14 protein-coding genes are annotated in these 17,673 nt (G+C 67.8%); 7 read left to right on the top strand and 7 right to left on the bottom strand.

Translation table 11 applies throughout. The features are described 5' to 3' along the window. Positions 1-107 precede the first annotated feature (107 nt). Positions 108-1,121, top strand: coding sequence for a tripartite tricarboxylate transporter substrate binding protein (locus QTN24_RS03145; protein ID WP_172966029.1), 1,014 nt, complete (start codon positions 108-110; stop codon positions 1,119-1,121). After that, a complete protein-coding gene (locus QTN24_RS03140) occupies positions 1,121-1,966 on the top strand; it encodes a VOC family protein (RefSeq protein WP_313835276.1) in 846 nt (281 codons plus the stop codon). Before QTN24_RS03145 ends, QTN24_RS03140 begins: the two co-directional genes overlap by 1 nt. Before the next feature lie 20 nt (positions 1,967-1,986). Here QTN24_RS03140 and dut read toward each other — a convergent pair whose 3' ends face one another. The 6 genes from dut to QTN24_RS03110 form a co-directional block, all read right to left on the bottom strand. Beyond that, positions 1,987-2,481, bottom strand: coding sequence for a dUTP diphosphatase (gene dut / locus QTN24_RS03135; protein ID WP_313835275.1), 495 nt, complete (start codon positions 2,479-2,481; stop codon positions 1,987-1,989). 114 nt (positions 2,482-2,595) lie between these two features. Further along, positions 2,596-3,615 carry an LLM class flavin-dependent oxidoreductase gene (locus QTN24_RS03130; RefSeq protein ID WP_313835274.1) on the bottom strand — a complete coding sequence of 340 codons (1,020 nt, stop codon included), beginning with the start codon at positions 3,613-3,615 and terminating at the stop codon, positions 2,596-2,598. Positions 3,616-3,630: 15 nt separating this feature from the next. Continuing rightward, positions 3,631-4,830, bottom strand: a complete 1,200-nt coding sequence (coaBC, locus tag QTN24_RS03125) for a bifunctional phosphopantothenoylcysteine decarboxylase/phosphopantothenate--cysteine ligase CoaBC (protein WP_124683362.1) — start codon at positions 4,828-4,830, stop codon at positions 3,631-3,633. Between the two features lie 271 nt (positions 4,831-5,101). Then, positions 5,102-5,638 (bottom strand): signal peptidase II, encoded by a 537-nt coding sequence (gene lspA / locus QTN24_RS03120; RefSeq protein ID WP_124683363.1) that lies wholly within the window; start codon positions 5,636-5,638, stop codon positions 5,102-5,104. Further along, positions 5,638-8,517 (bottom strand): isoleucine--tRNA ligase, encoded by a 2,880-nt coding sequence (gene ileS, locus QTN24_RS03115; RefSeq protein ID WP_313835273.1) that lies wholly within the window; start codon positions 8,515-8,517, stop codon positions 5,638-5,640. Before ileS ends, lspA begins: the two co-directional genes overlap by 1 nt. A gap of 121 nt (positions 8,518-8,638) precedes the next feature. After that, positions 8,639-9,625: a bifunctional riboflavin kinase/FAD synthetase gene (locus QTN24_RS03110; protein ID WP_124683365.1), complete on the bottom strand. Its 987-nt coding sequence runs from the start codon at positions 9,623-9,625 to the stop codon at positions 8,639-8,641. A 286-nt stretch (positions 9,626-9,911) separates the two neighbouring features. Between QTN24_RS03110 and QTN24_RS03105 the strand changes: the two genes are divergently transcribed. Next, positions 9,912-11,702, top strand: coding sequence for a hybrid sensor histidine kinase/response regulator (locus tag QTN24_RS03105; RefSeq protein WP_313835272.1), 1,791 nt, complete (start codon positions 9,912-9,914; stop codon positions 11,700-11,702). 84 nt (positions 11,703-11,786) lie between these two features. On the opposite strand, the gene QTN24_RS03100 is transcribed toward QTN24_RS03105, so the two are convergent. Continuing rightward, a complete protein-coding gene (locus tag QTN24_RS03100) occupies positions 11,787-12,446 on the bottom strand; it encodes a response regulator (protein ID WP_029051234.1) in 660 nt (219 codons plus the stop codon). A gap of 237 nt (positions 12,447-12,683) precedes the next feature. Between QTN24_RS03100 and purN the strand changes: the two genes are divergently transcribed. The 4 genes from purN (at position 12,684) to QTN24_RS03080 (ending at position 17,626) form a co-directional block, all read left to right on the top strand. Continuing rightward, complete coding sequence (gene purN / locus QTN24_RS03095; RefSeq protein WP_313835392.1) at positions 12,684-13,343, top strand: phosphoribosylglycinamide formyltransferase; 660 nt, start codon at positions 12,684-12,686, stop codon at positions 13,341-13,343. Then, positions 13,340-14,734, top strand: coding sequence for an RsmB/NOP family class I SAM-dependent RNA methyltransferase (locus QTN24_RS03090; RefSeq protein ID WP_124683367.1), 1,395 nt, complete (start codon positions 13,340-13,342; stop codon positions 14,732-14,734). The genes purN and QTN24_RS03090 overlap by 4 nt, the downstream gene beginning before the upstream one ends. Positions 14,735-14,771: 37 nt before the next feature. Continuing rightward, positions 14,772-16,127 carry a mechanosensitive ion channel domain-containing protein gene (locus QTN24_RS03085; RefSeq protein WP_313835271.1) on the top strand — a complete coding sequence of 452 codons (1,356 nt, stop codon included), beginning with the start codon at positions 14,772-14,774 and terminating at the stop codon, positions 16,125-16,127. A gap of 308 nt (positions 16,128-16,435) precedes the next feature. Next, entirely contained in the window at positions 16,436-17,626 is a 1,191-nt protein-coding gene (locus QTN24_RS03080) for an acyl-CoA desaturase (protein ID WP_124683369.1), read from the top strand. Positions 17,627-17,673: the final 47 nt, after the last annotated feature.

The following is a 17,673-nucleotide window of genomic DNA, read 5'->3' as shown; positions in this document are numbered from 1 at the left end:
CGACGGTTCTCCCAGCAGGTTGGGCGATCATCGGGCAAAATACGCGGCGGCGGCCTGCCGCCTTTTCCCGATTCCGCGGCCGTCCGGCCGCCCAGCCCGAGTCACAGATGTCTTCTCCCGACCGCATGCGGCTACGCCGCCTGCTGCTCAAGTCCCTGCCGGCCAGCGCCTTGCCCGTGGCCTCCCTTGCCGGTCTTGCCCGGATGGCCCACGCCGCGGAACCGGCCACGAGCGGCCGTCCCATCTCGATGGTCCTGCCGTTCCCGCCCGGGGGCAGCGTCGATATCGTGGCCCGGCAACTGCAGCCGGGGCTGAAGACGGCGCTGGGGCAGACCGTGGTCGTCGACAACAAGCCCGGCGCCGGCGGCCTCATCGCCAGCAGCGCCGTGGCGCGCGCCAAGCCGGACGGCAGCACGCTGCTGATGGCGTTCGATACCCACGCGATCAACCCGTTCGCGTACAAGAACCTGCCGTACGACACGTTCAAGGACTTCACGCCGATCACCCAGCTCGTGCGCTTTCCGCTTGTGATTGCCGCCAACCCGGCGCTATCGGCGTCGAACGTGCGCGAATTGATCGACCTGGCCAAGACCCACCCGAATGGCGTGCGCTTTGCATCGTCGGGCATCGGCAGCCTGAACCAGCTTGCCGCCGAGGCGCTGGCCACCGAGGCCGGCGTGCACTTCCTGCACGTGCCCTACAAGGGCGGCGGCCCGGCCGTGCAGGCGGTGCTGGCTGGCGAAGTCGACCTGTTCTTCAGCAGCTACGCCGCCGTGCAGGCGCATATCGCCGCCAAGACCATCAAGGTGCTGGGCGTGACCGGCTCCAGCCGCATCAAGCAACTGCCGCAGGTGCCGACCGTGGCCGAGCAGGGCTACAAGGGGTTCGAGGCGTACTCGTGGATCGGCGTCTTCGGCCCGGCGCACATGCAGGCCGACACGGTCACGCGGCTCCATGACGCGCTGGCCGCGTCGATCCGCCAGCCCAAGGTGGTGGAAGCGCTGACGGCCCAGGGCTTCGAGATTGCCGTCGGCTCGCCGGCCGACCTGGGCCACCTGGTGCGCCACGAGCATGACAAATGGCAGGCGGTGGCGCGCAAGGCCAACATCCAGTTCGATTGATGACCACGCCGACGGACCCGTTCGACCACGCCGTCATCGTCTGCAACGACCTCGATGCCGCCGCCGCGCGCTGGCACCGGCTTGGGTTCACGCTGACGCCGCGCGGCTTTCACACGCTGGGCTCGCAGAACCACTGCATCATGCTGGCGCGCGACTACCTGGAACTGCTGCACGTGACCGCGCCCAGCCCCAGCCGCCAGTATTACTGGGACGCCCAGCAGCGCGGCGACGGCTGTGCCGCCATGTCGTGCAAGAGCCGCGATGCGTTTGCCACGGCCGACCGGCTGCGCGCGGCCGGCTTCCAGCCGTCGGACCCCATCGAGTTCTCGCGCCCGGTGCGCCTGGACGACGGCAGCGAGCATCCCGCCACGTTCCGCGTCACCGCGCTGGACCACGCGCCCGGCGCACGCTACTTCGTCTGCGAACATCGCACGCCCGACCTGCTCTGGCGCCCGGAGTGGACGGCGCACGCCAACGGCGCGCAGGCGATTGCGGCAACGTATCTGGTGGTGGAGGCCGGGCAGGTGGCCGCGACGGCCGAAGCCTACGCCACGTTGACCGGTGCGGCCATCGGGCAGGCGACTGGCGAAATGGCGATGCTCGACGTCGCCGGGGGCTCGTTCGTGATCGTGGCCCCGCAGGCGCTGGCCGATGCGGCCGACGTGCCGGGGCTCAAGGCATCGTCCGCCGGCTACGCGGCGATCCGGCTGACGACGTCGGACCTGTCCGCGGCCCGCCGTGGCTGGCAGGCGCAGGGCGTGGCGGCGGTCGACATGTCGGCCACGGTGTCGCTGATCCCGGCCGCCGAGGCCAATGGCGTCGCGCTGATCTTCGAACAGCGCTAAGGGTCGGCCGGGGCGGGGGCTTACCCCTTGGCGTGCGCCACGCCGGTGGAACCAAAGCCGCCGGCGCCGCGCGCCGAATCTTCCGAGAAGGTCTCGACGGTCTGGAACACGGGCCGCAGCACCGGCACGAACATCATCTGCGCGATGCGCTCGCCCGGCTGGATCACGATGGGGTCGCTGCCCGGCGCGTTGCGGTTCCAGACGCTGACCATGATCTGGCCCTGGTAGTCGGCGTCGATCACGCCGATCGAGTTGCCCAGCACCAGCCCTTTCTTGTGGCCCAGGCCCGAGCGCGGCACGATCGTCGCGCACATGAACGGATTGGCCATGTGCAAGGCGATGCCGGCCGGCACCAGTTGCGCGGCCGTGCCCGGCGCGATGGTCAGCGGGCCGTCGACGCACGCGTGCAAGTCGATGGCGGCGGCCATGTCGCTCTGGTAGGCGGGCAGGCCCCAGTCGTTCAGGCGGGCGTCGAGCACCTTGATCTCGACGGTCGGGTTCGCGGCTACGGTCATGGATTCGGTTTCCTGCAGCACCCCGGGCGCGCCGGGGATCGGTGGATCGGTGGATCGGGAAAGGCGGCATGATACCGCGCCGCCCCGGCCGATCAGACACTTCCCGGCGGTACTTCAGCCCTGCAGGTCGAACGCCTCGGCCAGCAACTGATAGGTGCGCAGCCGCGCCTGGTACGACGCCGTCACGCTCAGCACCACCAGCTCGTCGGCGGCAAAGCGGTCCTGCAGCGCCAGCATGCGCTCGGCAACCTGCGCCGGCGTGCCGCAGAGGGTGCGCGGCCGCTCGCGTTCGATGATCAGGCGGTCGCGCTCGGTGGGCGTGAAATCGGCCGCCTGCGCCAGCGATGGGATTGGCGCGTTCACGCCATACGCCATCTGCAGCCGGCGGATGTCCACCGCCCGCGCCAGCGTCTCGGCCTCGGCCTCCGTATCGGCGCAGATCACGAACACGGCCGCCGCGCTGTAGGGCGCGTCATCGTAGCCGGGCGCGAAGTCCTCGCGATACTGCCGCGCCACCAGGTCCCCGTGATGGGCGTTGATGAAATGCGCGAACGCGAAGCGCAGGCCCAGCCGCGCGGCCAGCGCGCCGCCGAAATCGCTCGACCCCAGCACCCAGAGTTCGGGCCGCGTGTCGATGGCCGGCTGCAGCAGCACGCCCTCGGCCAGGTGGTCGGGCGGTACCTCGCCACGCAGCAAAAACGCCAGGTCCTGCACCTGCTGCGGAAACTGGTCGCCACGGTTGTACTGGCCCATCGCCACGGCCTGCGCGGTGCGCATGTCGCCGCCGGGCGCGCGGCCCACGCCCAGGTCGATCCGGTTCGGAAACAGCCCTTCAAGCATGCGGAACTGCTCGGCCACCTTGAACGGGCTGTAGTAGGGCAGCATCACGCCGCCCGAGCCCAGGCGGATGCGCCGCGTCACGCTGCCCAGCCGGGCCAGCATGACCTCGGGCGCCGGGTTGCAGACGCCGTGCAGGCCGTGGTGCTCGGCGCACCAGTAGCGGGTGTAGCCGAGTTCGTCGGCCAGTTGCGCCAGTTCCACCGTGGCGGCCAGCGCGTCGCGGGCGGTATGGCCGTGGATGACCGGGCTCTGGTCCAGCACCGACAGGCGCAGCTTGGGACGGGTATCGCTCATGGCAGGGCTGGGGTGTCAGACGGACTTGCGCGGCAGGCGCTGGCCGATGGCGGCCACCAGCGCGCGGGCCAGCGACAGCTTGTCGGCGCGCGGCAGGCGCGTCATGCCCTGGGCATCGAACAGGACGATCTCGTTGTCGTCCAGGCCGAACGTATGGTGGCCGATGTTGCCCACCAGCAGCGGCACGCCCTTGCGCTGGCGCTTCTGCTCGCCGTACTGCTCCAGGTTCTCGCTCTCGGCGGCAAAGCCCACGCAGTAGGGCGCATCGGCGCGCGCGGCCACGGCCGCCAGGATGTCCGGGTTCTGCACGAACTGCAGCGTCGGCGTGTCGGTATCGTTGGCCTTCTTGAGCTTCTGCTGGGCAATCTCGGCCGGCCGCCAGTCGGCCACGGCGGCCACGGCCACAAAGATGTCCACGCCGCGCAGCTGCGCCATCACGGCATCGTGCATCTGCTGGGCGCTGCGGATGTCGGTACGCGCCACGCCGCGCGGGGTGGGCAGCGCGGTGGGGCCGGCCACCAGCAGCACCTCGGCGCCGGCCTCGCGGGCGGCGCGGGCGATGGCAAAGCCCATCTTGCCCGACGACAGGTTGGTGATGCCGCGCACGGGGTCGATGGCCTCGAACGTCGGCCCGGCCGTGATCAGCATGCGCTTGCCCTGCAGCGGCTTGGGCTGGAAGAAGGCGACGAGGTCGTCGACCAGTTCCTCGGGCTCCAGCATGCGGCCGTCGCCAATCTCGCCGCACGCCTGGTCGCCGGTGCCGGGGCCCAGGATCGTCACGCCATCGGCGCGCAACTGGGCGGCATTGCGCTGCGTCGGCGCGGCGGCCCACATCTGGCGGTTCATCGCGGGGGCCACCAGCAGCGGGCATTCGCGCGCGATGCAGAGCGTGGTCAGCAGGTCGTCGCAGAGGCCGTTGGCCACCTTGGCCAGGAAGTCAGTGGACGCCGGCGCGATCAGGATGGCGTCGGCCTCGCGCGAGAGGTCGATGTGCGCCATGTTGTTGTCCACGCGCGCATCCCACTGCGACAGGAACACCGGCCGCCCGGACAGCGCCTGCATCGTGACCGGCGTGATGAAGTGCGTTGCCGCCTCGGTCATCGCCACCTGCACGGTGGCGCCAGCCTTGGTCAGCAGCCGGACCAGCTCGGCCGACTTGTAGCAGGCGATGCCGCCAGTCAGGCCGAGGACGATGTGCTTGCCGCGCAAATCCATGGGGAACGCTCTTCAGAAAATCGGGGGTTCCGCATGATACCGCTGGCGGGGGGGATGTGCTGGGGCGGGGGGTGCGTTGCCGGGATGGCTCTGCAGGCGCCGGGGGGGCGGTTCCCCTCTCCCGCAAGCGGGAAAGGGGCCAGGGGAGAGGGCAGGCGCCTGGGGTACTAACCCGGCTGGCCAGCCTGCGGCAGGCTTGCCCTCACCGGAGCAGGACGGTGGAAATCCGCGCGCGGCGGCTTTGGAGAGCGGGGCGGCAGGAATCCGCTGCTCAGTGCCGCCTTACCCGCCGCAGCTCATCCACGATCAGCAGGACGGCGCCCAGCGTGATGGCGCAGTCGGCCACGTTGAAGGCCGGGAAGTGCGTGTTGCGCCAGTGGAAGTCCAGGAAGTCGATCACGTGGCCGTGGATCACGCGGTCTACCACGTTGCCCACCGCGCCGCCCAGGATCAGCGATACGGCCAGGCAGAACAGCTTCTGGCCCGTGTGGCGGTACAGCAGCCAGACGATGAAGCCGCCCACCGCCACGCCCAGCAGCGTGAAGAACCAGCGCTGCCAGCCGCCGGCGTCGGCCAGGAAGCTGAACGCGGCGCCCTTGTTGTAGACCAGCACGAGATTGAAGAAATTGGTGACCGGCCGCGACTCGGCGTACTGGAACGAGCGCGTGATCAGGACCTTGAAGAACTGGTCGATCATCACCACCAGCAGCGCAAAGGCCATCCACAGCCACGGCGTGACGTTGGCGCCCGACTTGCTCTTGCCGCGCGACGAACCGGCGCGCGAGGAACGGGTAGAGGACGTGGCCATCAGGCGTGGCTCCTGTGCTCGCCGGCGCCGAACAGGTTGCTGTCGCAGCGGCCGCAAAGGGTGGGATGGGCGGGGTTGTGACCCACGTCGGCGCGGTAGTGCCAGCAGCGCTCGCACTTGGCGTGCTGCGACGGCGTGACCGTCACCAGCAGGTCGCCGCCCTCGGGCGCCGCCGTGACCTTGGCGGCCGACGTCAGCAGCACGAAGCGCAGGTCGTCGTCCAGGCTCTGCAGCGCGGCCAGCACCGGCCCGCCCGCGGCGATCGTCACCTCGGCCTGCAGCGACGAACCGATGTCGCCTTCCACGCGCACCGCTTCAAGCTGGCGCGTGACCTCGGCGCGCACGGCGCGGATCTCGTGCCACTTCTGCAGCAGGTCGTCGGCGTCGTCCACGGCCGGCACCGCGTAGTAGGTGCTCGTGAAGATCGTGTCGGTGTGCGCGGTGCCGTGCTGGAACACCTGCCAGGCTTCCTCGGCCGTGAACGACAGGAACGGCGCCATCCAGTGCAGCATCGACTGGGTGATGTGGTACAGCGCGTTCTGCGCCGCGCGGCGGGCCTGCGAGTCGGCCGCCGTGGTGTACAGGCGGTCCTTCAGCACGTCCAGGTAGAAGCCGCCCAGGTCTTCGGAGCAGAACGTCTGGAGCTTGGCCACCACCGGGTGGAACTCGTACTGCTGGTAGTGCGACAGCACTTCCTTCTGCAGGCGGTCGGTCAGGGCCACGGCGTAGCGGTCGATCTCCAGCCATTCCGACGCCGGCAGCGCGTGTCTGGCGTGGTCGTAGTCGGTCAGGTTGGCCAGCAGGAAGCGCAGCGTGTTGCGGATGCGGCGGTAGCCTTCCACCACGCGCTTGAGGATCTCGTCGGAGATCGACAGCTCGCCCGAGTAGTCGGTCGATGCCACCCACAGGCGGATGATCTCGGCGCCCATCTTGTTCGAGATGTCCTGCGGCGCCACCGTGTTGCCGATGGACTTCGACATCTTGCGGCCCTCGCCGTCGACCGTGAAGCCGTGCGTCAGCAGCGCCTTGTAGGGCGGCTTGCCGTACAGCATCGACGCGGTCAGCAGCGACGAGTGGAACCAGCCGCGATGCTGGTCGGAGCCTTCCAGGTACAGGTCGGCCAGGCGGCCATCGGGCGTGTCGGCCGACGGCTCGTACAGTTCGTCACGGTGCGAGCCGCGGATCACGGTCCAGTGCGTGGTGCCGGAGTCGAACCAGACGTCCAGCGTGTCGCGGTTCTTCTCGTACAGCGCGGCCTCGTCGCCCAGCAGTTCCTTCGGGTCGAGCGACTGCCACGCCTCGATGCCGCCCTTTTCCACGCGCCGGGCCACTTCTTCCAGCAGCGCGGGCGTGTTCGGGTGCAGCGCGCCGGTTTCCTTGTGGACGAAGAACGCCATCGGCACGCCCCACTGGCGCTGGCGCGACAGCGTCCAGTCCGGCCGGTTGGCGATCATGTTGTGCAGCCGCTGCTTGCCCCACGCCGGGTAGAACTCGGTGGCCTCGATGCCGGCCAGGGCCGTCGCGCGCAGCGTCGGGCCGTTGTCGGCCGGATCCACGTCCATGCCCGCGAACCACTGCGACGTGGCGCGGTAGATGATCGGCGTCTTGTGGCGCCAGCAGTGCATGTAGCTGTGCTCGTACTTGTGCGAGTTGAACAGGTTGCCCGACTCACGTAGTACTTCCACGATTTTCGGATTCGCGTCCCAGATCGACAGGCCGCCGAACAGCGGCAGCGTGCTGGCGTAGACGCCATCGCCCATCACCGGGCTGATGATGTCCGCATCCGGCATGCCGTGCGCCTTGCACGACTGGAAATCCTCCACGCCATAGGCCGGGGCCGAGTGGACGATGCCGGTGCCGGTGTCGGTCGTGACGTAGTCGCCCAGGTAGACCGGCGCCGTGCGCGCGTAGCCGGCGTCCATCGTTGCCAGCGGATGGTGGAAGCGGACCTCGGTCAGCGCGTCGCCACGGGCGGTGGCCACCACGGTGCCTTCCAGCGCGTAGGTCTTCAGTTGCTCCTCGACGCGGTCCTTGGCCAGGATCAGGAAGCCGCGCGGCGTGTCCACCAGCGCGTATTCGACTTCCGGATGCATGTTCAGCGCCTGGTTCGACGGGATAGTCCACGGCGTGGTGGTCCAGATCACGATCCAGCCCGGCTTGCCTTCAAGCTGGGCCAGCGGCACGTGGAAGGCGTGGGCGATCTTGTCGGTCTCCGCGAACGGGAAGCCGACGTCGATCGACAGGTCGACCTTGTCCTTGTATTCCACCTCGGCCTCGGCCAGCGCCGAGCCGCAGTCGAAGCACCAGTTCACCGGCTTCAGGCCGCGGAACACGTAGCCTTTCTCCATGATCTTGCCCAGCGCGCGCAGCTCGTCGGCTTCGTTGCTGAAGTTCATGGTCAGGTACGGGTTGTCCCAGTCGCCCAGCACGCCCAGGCGCTCGAAGTCCTTCTTCTGGCGGGCGATCTGCTCGGTGGCGTAGGCGCGTGCCTTCGACTGCACTTCCTGCACGGGCAGGCCCTTGCCGAACTGCTTTTCGATCTGGATCTCGATCGGCATGCCATGGCAGTCCCAGCCGGGCACGTAGACGGCGTCCAGCCCGGTCAGGCCGCGCGCCTTGATGATCATGTCCTTGAGGACCTTGTTCACGGCGTGGCCGATGTGGATGTCGCCGTTGGCGTACGGGGGGCCGTCATGCAGCACGAACTTCTTCGCGCCCTTGCGGGCCGCGCGGATCTTCTTGTAGATCTGCTTGTCCTGCCACTGCTTGACCCACTGCGGCTCGCGCTTGGGCAGGTCGCCGCGCATCGGGAACGGGGTATCCAGCAGGTTCACCGGATACTTGCTTTTTTCGGGCTTGGCGCGTTTGTCGTCGGACATGGTCGATTCTCGGGGCAATTCGTCGGGCGCGCGGCGGGCGTTGGCCGCCGCGCGCGGATCATTCTGGGCAAGGCGGGACGGGTCCCGGCGGCGCGCTGCGGTGGCGGCGCGCTGCCGGCCGCTAGCTAATTCGGTCGGTCGCGGAGGTGGCGAAGTCGCGGCGGCCGCTGCCGTCGGGCGCCGCCAGGCCAAAGAACGCGCGGGCGTCGTCGGCATCCTTGGCGATGGCAGCGGTCAGCGCCTCCAGCGAGTGGAAGCGCGCCTCGTCGCGCAGCTTCTTCATGAATTCCACGCGCACCAGCTTGCCGTACAGGTTCTGGCTCACGTCGAACAGGTGCACTTCCAGCAGCACGCGGCCCGCGTCTTCCACGGTCGGCCGCACGCCGATGCTGGCCACGCCGGGCAGCGGCTGGTCGGCGATGCCGTGCACCTGCACCACGAAGATGCCGTTCACGGCCGGGCGCTTGTGCGTGATCCGCAGGTTCAGCGTGGGGAAGCCGAGGTTGCGGCCCAGCTTGCGGCCGTGGATCACGTGGCCGCTGATCGCGTAGCCGTGGCCCAGCAGGCGGCGGGCATGCTCCAGGTCGCCGTCGGCCAGCGCCTGGCGCACGGCCGAGCTGGAGATCCGGATGCCGCCTTCGGACACCGAGCCCATCTGCTCGACGTCGAAGCCGAACTGGCGGCCGGCCTGCTGCAGGTAGGCAAAGTCGCCGGCGCGGCGGGCGCCGAAGCGGAAATCGTCGCCCACCAGCACCCAGCGGGCGTGCAGGCCGTTCCAGAGCACGTTCTCGACGAACGCCTGCGGCGACTGGGCGGCAAAATGGGCGTTGAAATGCTCGACCACCACGCGGTCCACGCCATTGCGGCGCAGCGCGTCGAGCTTGTCGCGCAGCAGGGCAATGCGGGTGGGGGCGTGTTCGGGCGCGAAGAACTCGCGTGGATGCGGCTCGAACGTCATGACGCACAGCGGCAGGCCGCGGGCGTCGGCGGCGGCGCGGGCGCGCGCGAGCAACGACTGGTGGCCGCGATGCACACCGTCGAAATTGCCGATGGTGAGCGCGCAGGGCGCCCGGCTTTCGGCGTTGGGCAGGCCGCGGAAGACTTTCACGAGGACGGCGGACGAGCGTTTCAGGGAAAGCGAGCATTATAAGGCGAATGGCCCGCCCTGCCGCCGCTTGTCCCGGTTTTGCCGGACCGGGCCTGGTGCCAGTGTCGCCAAGCTGCCCACAAATGGCGAAATTGTGGCGCCATGCGCCACCCCGCGATGGCGCAGCGCCGCAAAAGGCGGCATGATATGCGCGATTCAGAACAAGAACCGCGCGATTCCTGCAACAGTCGCCGCCGTCCGGGTCGGGTTGCAGCGGAATGTCGTCGCCTTACATGCCAGGCCACACTTGAACGCGCTGCTAAACAAGATCCTGCCGCCCCCGGGGCCGCAACTGGATACCGAGACGCGGGCCAAACTGCTGGCCACCGTCCACCGCGTATCGCCCACCGCCATTGCATCTTCCGTGCTGCTGCCCACGCTGACCGCCTGGGCGTTCTGGCGCGAAGCCAACCACGCCGCGCTGCTGATCTGGTGCGCCATCATGCTGCTGCTCACCGCCGGGGGTAGCTGGTTCTACTTCGGTTACCAGCGCGACAGCGGCAAGATGAGTCGTTCGGCGCACACGCGGAAGTGGTGGAACAACATGCGCGCCATCGCGTTCCTGACCGGCTTGACCTGGGGCAGCTCGGCCGTGCTGCACTTGTATACAGAGTCGGTGGTGTTCTCCAGCGTGCTGTACCTGCTGACGCTTGGCGTGCTGGCCGGCGGCGCCACGTCCCAGTCGCCGATCCCGTCGAACCTCGTCTTTGCCGGCGTGCCGATCCTGGTGCCCAACATCCTGCTGGCCGACTTTGCCTTCCCCGGCCATGGCGGCTTTGTGCAGATCCTGCTGGTCGTCTACGCGCTGATGCTGGCGCGCCACTCGCTGAACCTGCAGCACACGCTGGTGCGCGCCATCCAGCTCGAATCGGAAAGCCGCCGGCTGGCCAAGCAGTTCCAGGAGGAAAAGGAGCGCGCGCTGCACGCCAGCGAGGAAAAGTCGCGCTTCCTGGCGGCGGCCAGCCACGACCTGCGCCAGCCCGTGCATGCGCTGGTGATGCTGGTGGAAGCGTTGCGCGCGCGCAACCAGTCCAGCGCGCTGCATCCGCTGGTGGAGCAGGTGGCCGCCGGCACGCAGACCATCGACCTGTTGTTCCGGTCGCTGCTGGACCTGTCCAAGCTCGAAGGCCGCAAGGTCCTGCCCACGCTGGAACCGTGCGAGCTGCACGTGCTGATCCACGACGTGATGAGCCAGTTCGCGGCCGACGCGCGCGAAAGCGGCCTGACGCTGACGCCGCGCGTGCCCGACGAACTCTATGCGATGGCCGAGCCCGTGCTGCTGCGCCGCGCGCTGTTCAACCTCGTGCAGAACGCGCTGCGCTACACCAGGCGGGGCGGCATCCTGGTCACCGCGCGCCAGCGCCGCAAGCACGTGCGCGTGGAGGTGTGGGATACCGGCGCCGGCATCACGCCTGAGCACCTGCCCGAGATCTTCTCGCCGTACTACCAGGTCCACAACCCGCAGCGCGACCCGTCGCAGGGGCTGGGGCTGGGCCTGGCCATCTTCAAGGAATGCGTGCGGCTGATGCGCGGCACCTACGGCGTGCGGTCGGTGCCGGGCAAGGGGTCGGTGTTCTGGTTCGCGCTGGCGCCGGTGCCGGCCGAGACCGTCGATAACGTCCGCGCCATGCGTGCCAACGCGCAGGCCGAGGAAGCGCGGCAGGACCGCCTGCGCGGCACGGTGCTGGTGGTGGACGACGACAGCCAGATCCGCAAGGCGTGGATCGCGCTGATGGAGGCGTGGGGCATCCGCGTGGCCTGCGCCGCCCACGGGCAGGAGGCCGATGCGCTGTTCGCCAAGGGGCTCAAGCCGGACATCATCTTCTGCGACCTGCGCCTGCCCGGCAACGAGAACGGGCTGGACCTGCTGGAACGCTGGCAGACCACGCAGCCGCAGGCGCGCAGCGCGCTGCTGACCGGCGACCTGAAATCGGCGGCTCTGCTGGCAGCTGAGGACGCCGGCTACTTTGTGCTGCCCAAGCCGGTGGACCCGGCCAACCTGCGCATGCTGCTGCGCCGCTGGCTGCAGGCCGGCTGAGACCGTCAGGCATCGCCGCAAATAACAACGCCGCCCGGAGTGGGCGGCGTTTTGCATGGCGATCCCGCGATGGTGCGGTGGCGCTTACTGGCGCAGGCGGAAGCGTTCCATCCGCGACATCACCTGCATGCGCGTGCGCACGCCCAGGCGCTGCAGGATGGCGGAGACGTGTTCCTTCACCGTGTTCTCGGTCAGGCCCAGCTTGCGCGCGATGACCTTGTTCGGCAGCCCTTCGAGCACCAGCGCCAGCACCGAGCCCTGGCGCGGCGTCAGGCCCAGCTCGGCCGGGGTGACCGGAATGCCGTGCGCGGGACCGAACGATTGCGAACGGCCGGACAATGCCTCGTCCGACGGAAAGCTCGTATCGCCGGCCAGCACCTTGCGCACGGCCGCGGTGAAGGCGTTGGCATCGAGATGCTTGCCGACAAAGCCGCACGCGGACAGCGCCCGTGCGCGCCCGACGATCTCCGGGGTGGCCTCGGCGGACATGAAGATGAAGCGCGCGCCCGGGATCACGGTCTTGAACGCCTGCATGGCATCGAAGCCGGTGCCATCGTTCAGCCAGATATCGAGCAGCACGATATCGGGACGGAGTCCCTGGTTCAGCGAGTGGAGAGCTTCCTTGGCACTACCGGCGGCATGGACGGCGACGTCGGGCATCACCTCCGCCAGGAAGGCGGTGGTGCCGGAAAGAGCCATAGGATGATCATCGACCACCAACAAAGTCGGTGCAGCGTTCGACATGCGTATTCCCGTCTAATTTCCCGTTTCGTCCTTGTTGTCACCGTATTCGCGGAATCCGGCGCGTGGACGTAGGGCCCACTCTATCAGAGCGGGGTGCGCGTCACAATCCGTCACACTGGGGTGTCTTTTCGTGCAACACGGACGCAAAGCGTTGTGGGAGGCGCGTTTCGCGGTAATTAAGTACCTATTGAGCACGGATTGCAAGCGTTTGGACAACAGCTTGGTAGAATCGCGGCGATGAAAAATATTGTCATATTGATTTCCGGGCGTGGCTCCAATATGGAAGCGATCGTCCGGGCCTGCGCAGCCGAGCACTGGCCGGCGCGCGTGGCCGCGGTGCTGTCCAACCGGCCCGATGCCACGGGCCTGCAGTTTGCCGCCAGCCACGGCATTGCCACAGGTGTGGTGGACCACAAGCAGTTTCCCGATCGTGAGCAGTTCGATGCGGCGATGCGCGATGCCATCGACGCGTTCCAGCCCGACCTGGTCGTGCTGGCCGGCTTCATGCGCATCCTGACCGACGGCTTTGTCGAGCACTACGCGGGCCGGATGCTGAATATCCATCCGTCGCTGCTGCCGAGCTTTCCCGGCATGCACACGCATCGCCAGGCGCTGGAGGCCGGCGTGAAGCTGCATGGCGCGACCGTGCATTTCGTCACGCCGCAGCTGGACCACGGCCCGATCGTGATGCAGGCCGCGCTCGATGTTCTGCCAGGCGACACGCCCGAGTTGCTGGCCGATCGTTTGCTCGATAGCGAACATGTCATTTACCCGCGCGCCGTGCGCTGGTTCGTCGAAGACCGCCTGCATGTGCAGGACGGTGTCGTTCAAGTTCAACCGGCCGAGCCCCAATGGTTCATGGCCATCTCGCCCGCCGAGGCAGGAAAACAGCCATGACTCGTCAAGATACCCAGACCACCCGGGACAATCGCCAACGCCCGCGCAGCAGCAAGGGCAAGGCCAGTCCGATTCGCAAGCCGCAGGGCGCGCAGGCCGGTCACGCGCCGCGCACGCCCGGCAGCCTCCAGGCATTCCATCTGCAGCACATCGACCGCGTGCTCGGCAAGGTGCTGCTGTTCGCGCGCCCGGCCGATGCGGTGGTGAGCCACTACTTCCGCGAAAATAGCAAACTTGGCCATCGTGACCGAGGAATCATCGCTGAAGCAGTTTTCGCAGTGTTGCGTCGACGCGTCGAATTCGGTCAATTTGCCGAAAGCGGCACCGGCGCCGCCACGCGTCGCCTGGGCCTGCTGGGCCTGGCCGCCACGCTGGGCCGCGACACGCTGACGCCGTTCCTGTATCCCGACGAAGCGGAATGGCTGGACCGCCTGACCACGATCGAGCGCTCCAGCCTGGCGCCGCGCGTGCGGGCCAATTTGCCGGAATGGCTCTATGACGACCTTGTCGCACGTCATGGCGAGGCGTTCACGACGGCGATGGGCGATGCATGGCTGCGGCCCGCGCCGCTGGACCTGCGCGTGAATACCGCCAAGCTGTCGCGCGAAGAGGCGCTGGCGGAACTGCAGACGGCAGGCATTGTGGCCGAGCCGGCGCCGATGGCGCCCGCGGGCATCCGCCTCAAGGGCAAGCCGGCGCTGAACCAGTTGCCGCTGTTCATCAACGGCGGTGTCGAGGTGCAGGACGAAGGCAGCCAGTTGCTGTGCCACCTGCTGGCCCCGCGCCGTGGCGAGATGGTGGTGGATTTCTGCGCCGGTGCGGGCGGCAAGACGCTGGCACTGGGCGTGGCGATGCGGTCGACGGGACGCCTCTACGCATTCGACGTGTCCGAGAAGCGCCTGGCCAACCTCAAGCCGCGCCTGGCGCGTAGTGGTTTGTCCAACGTGCATCCGGTGCTGATCGATTCGGAGCGCGACGCCAAGGTCAAGCGCCTGGCCGGCAAGATCGACCGGGTGCTGGTCGATGCGCCGTGCAGCGGCCTGGGTACGCTGCGCCGGAATCCGGACCTCAAGTGGCGCCAGACGCCGGAATCGGTGGTGGAACTGACCGCCAAGCAGGGCGCCATCCTCGAAGCGGCGGCCAAGCTCGTGAAGGGCGGTGGACGTGTCGTGTACGCCACCTGTAGCGTCCTGGAGGCCGAAAACGAGGCGATCGTCCGCGATTTCCTGGCCAAGCACGAGAATTTCCGCTTGGTGCCCGTGGCTGAAGTGCTGGCCGAGCAAAAGATCGAAGTGCGTGACTTGCCGGCCGAAGGCGGCATGTTGGCGCTGTATCCGCACATCCACCAGACCGACGGCTTCTTTGCGGCGGTGCTGGAACGCACGCGCTGATTCGCATGATGGCTGGATCGCTGCCGAAAGCCACCCGATGAACGCCGATACGCTCGTGGCGCTGACGCGCTCGCATTCCGTGATGGGCAAGATGCTCCAGGATCTCATCGACGATGCGGGCGGGCAGGGCTTCTTCTGGCAGATCGGCATCCTGCTGGGATGCCTGCTGGTGGCGTGGCCGCTGGCGCGCCACGTCATCAAACGGCTCGAAGCCCGGCACGAGACGTCCAGCTTCGCGCTGCGGCTGGCAGCAGTCAGCCTGGAGCGGGCGATGTTCCCGCTATTCGCGTGGCTGCTGGTGCTGGTGGCGCGCTACGCGCTGGCGCCGTTTGCCTCGGTCAGCGTGCTGAGGCTGGCGCTGGTGCCGCTGTTCGGCATCACGGCGCTGTACTTCGCGTTCTATATCCTGCGCCGCGTGATGTCGGCCAGCGGCCAGCTTCACGGCATGCTGGTGCTGGTCGAGAAGGTGCTGACCACGCTGGTATGGCTTGGCATGGCGCTGTACGTGGTGGGGCTGCTGCCGGACGTGATCCACTGGATGGAATCGGTGCGGTTCCCGGTGGGCGGCAAGCACCCGATCAGCATCGCCGACGCGCTGATGGGCGTGATCTGGATCCTGCTGACCGTGCTGGTGGCGCTGTGGTTCGGCTCCTGGCTCGAAGAGCGGCTGATGCGGGCCAGGACGCTGGACGCGAACCTCAAGGTGGTGCTGACGCGCATCGCCAAGGCGCTGCTGCTGCTGGTGTCGCTGCTGCTGAGCCTGTCGCTGGTCGGCATCGACCTGACCGTGCTGTCGGTGTTCGGCGGGGCGCTGGGCGTCGGGCTGGGCCTGGGTTTGCAGAAGATCGCCAGCAACTACATCTCGGGGTTCATCATCCTGCTGGACCGCTCGGTCAAGCTGGGCGACCAGATCACGGTGGACAAGTACACTGGCATCGTGTCGCAGATCCGCACCCGCTACACCGTGGTGCGCAACGGCGACGGCGAGACGCTGGTGCCGAACGAGCAACTGGTGGCGCAGTCCGTGCAGAACCATTCGTTCTCCGGCACCAACGTGCGGGTGGCGGTGCGGGTGCAGGCCGACTACGCGAGCGACCCCGAGGCGGTGATCGCGCTGCTGCAGGACGCTGTGCGCGATGTGCCACGTGTGCTGCCCGAACCGGCCCCGGCCGCCTTCCTGGTGGCCTTTGCCGACAGCGGTATCGAGTACGAAGCGGCGGTCTACATCGCCGATCCCGAAAACGGCAAGCTGGGCGTGCAGTCGGCGATGAATCGCGCAATCTGGCGGATCTTCCAGGCGAATGGCGTGTCCATTCCTTATCCGCAGCGGGAACTGCGGGTCTTGCCGGGCGCCGGCGAGCCCGTGGCGGCGGCCGCGGTGCCAAAGGACTGAGTGGCGCCAACGCCATCTGCGGAACGAATGGCGGCAGGCCCTATCCAAGTCGGGGAAAAAGCGGATGTCCCACCCGCCGCGATCCGGTAGAATTGCCGGTTGTCGCGGGTTGACCGAATCCCCGCTGCCCCACACCAGACAACCGCCAGATTGCAGCGGTTCGTGCCTCGGCCTGGCGCCCCCTCAGGGCAGCGCCCGCGCCAGAAAGCTATCGCAATCGCTGAATTTGCAGTCCTTTTTCTGCGCGACAGGTGCGCCGCACGGTGGTGCCGCGCTGCAAACACTCGTTTTACGACGGAGAACATAGTTTGTTCGACATTATTCTTGACTGGGCCGCCAACGGCCTTGCCAACTGGTCCTGGTGGGAGATCGTGATCTTCACGCTCGTGGTGACGCACATCACCATCGCGGGCGTAACCATCTTCCTGCACCGCTGCATGGCGCACCGGTCGCTGGACCTGCATCCCATCGCCCAGCACTTCTTCCGCTTCTGGCTCTGGCTGACCACGGGCATGGTGACCAAGGAATGGACCGCCATCCACCGCAAGCACCACGCCAAGTGCGAGACGGCCGACGACCCCCACAGCCCGCAGACGCGCGGCATCCGCAAGGTGCTGCTGGAAGGCGCCGAGCTGTACCGCACCGAGGCCAAGAACAAGGAAACGATTGCCAAGTTCGGCCACGGCACGCCTGACGACTGGATCGAGCGCAACGTGTATTCGCGCTTTGGCTGGCAGGGCGTGGGCCTGATGCTGATCATCGACCTGGCGCTGTTCGGCGTGATCGGCATGACCGTGTGGGCCGTGCAGATGCTGTGGATTCCGATCCACGCGGCCGGCATCATCAACGGCCTGGGCCACTGGTGGGGCTACCGCAACTACGATTGCGAGGATGCTTCGACCAACGTGTCGCCGTGGGGCTTCATCATCGGCGGCGAGGAACTGCACAATAACCACCACACGTACCCGACGTCGGCCAAGTTCTCGATCAAGTGGTACGAGATCGACGTGGGCTGGTGGTACATCCGTGCGATGCAGTCGGTGGGCCTGGCCAAGGTCAAGAAGACCCCGCCCAAGGCTCGCCTGGTGGAAGCGCGTCCGGTGGACCACAACACGCTGGAGGCGATCATCGCCAACCGCTACGACGTGATGGCCCGCTACGCCAAGGCGCTGAAGAGCGCGTACCGTGCCGAGCTGCGCAAGCACAAGGAAGGCAACTCGCCCGAGTACAAGAGCTACAAGCCCGCGCGCAAGTGGTTCCACCGCGAGGAAGTGAAGCTGGCCGCGCCGCAGCGCCAGCAACTGGCCAGCATCACCGAGCAGAACAAGATGCTGCACACCTACGTGGAAATGCGCCGCGAGCTGGCCGTGATCTGGGGCCGCTCGAACATGACGCGCGAGCAACTGCTGGCCCAGCTTCAGGCGTGGTGCCACCGCGCCGAGGCCAGCGGCATCCAGGCGCTGCAGGAGTTTTCGCTGCGTCTGCGCCGGTACGCCTGATACAATCGCCGACGCGCCCGTCATGGCTAAAAGCCCCGCCCCAGGCG

The organism is Cupriavidus sp. SZY C1 (genome assembly GCF_032190535.1).
GTDB lineage: Bacteria > Pseudomonadota > Gammaproteobacteria > Burkholderiales > Burkholderiaceae > Cupriavidus > Cupriavidus pauculus_C.
Note: the sequence above shows the minus strand (reverse complement) of the source record. Positions and strands in the feature narration are given on the sequence as shown.

Excerpts from the sequence above, each read along its gene's own strand:
- QTN24_RS03130 (WP_313835274.1), bottom strand. The coding sequence starts at position 3,615 with ATGAGCGATACCCGTCCCAAGCTGCGCCTGTCGGTGCTGGACCAGAGC.
- QTN24_RS03090 (WP_124683367.1), top strand. The coding sequence starts at position 13,340 with ATGACTCGTCAAGATACCCAGACCACCCGGGACAATCGCCAACGCCCG.
- QTN24_RS03140 (WP_313835276.1), top strand. The coding sequence starts at position 1,121 with ATGACCACGCCGACGGACCCGTTCGACCACGCCGTCATCGTCTGCAAC.
- dut (WP_313835275.1), bottom strand. The coding sequence starts at position 2,481 with ATGACCGTAGCCGCGAACCCGACCGTCGAGATCAAGGTGCTCGACGCC.
- coaBC (WP_124683362.1), bottom strand. The coding sequence starts at position 4,830 with ATGGATTTGCGCGGCAAGCACATCGTCCTCGGCCTGACTGGCGGCATC.
- purN (WP_313835392.1), top strand. The coding sequence starts at position 12,684 with ATGAAAAATATTGTCATATTGATTTCCGGGCGTGGCTCCAATATGGAA.
- QTN24_RS03100 (WP_029051234.1), bottom strand. The coding sequence starts at position 12,446 with ATGTCGAACGCTGCACCGACTTTGTTGGTGGTCGATGATCATCCTATG.
- QTN24_RS03145 (WP_172966029.1), top strand. The coding sequence starts at position 108 with ATGTCTTCTCCCGACCGCATGCGGCTACGCCGCCTGCTGCTCAAGTCC.
- QTN24_RS03085 (WP_313835271.1), top strand. The coding sequence starts at position 14,772 with ATGAACGCCGATACGCTCGTGGCGCTGACGCGCTCGCATTCCGTGATG.
- ileS (WP_313835273.1), bottom strand. The coding sequence starts at position 8,517 with ATGTCCGACGACAAACGCGCCAAGCCCGAAAAAAGCAAGTATCCGGTG.
- lspA (WP_124683363.1), bottom strand. The coding sequence starts at position 5,638 with ATGGCCACGTCCTCTACCCGTTCCTCGCGCGCCGGTTCGTCGCGCGGC.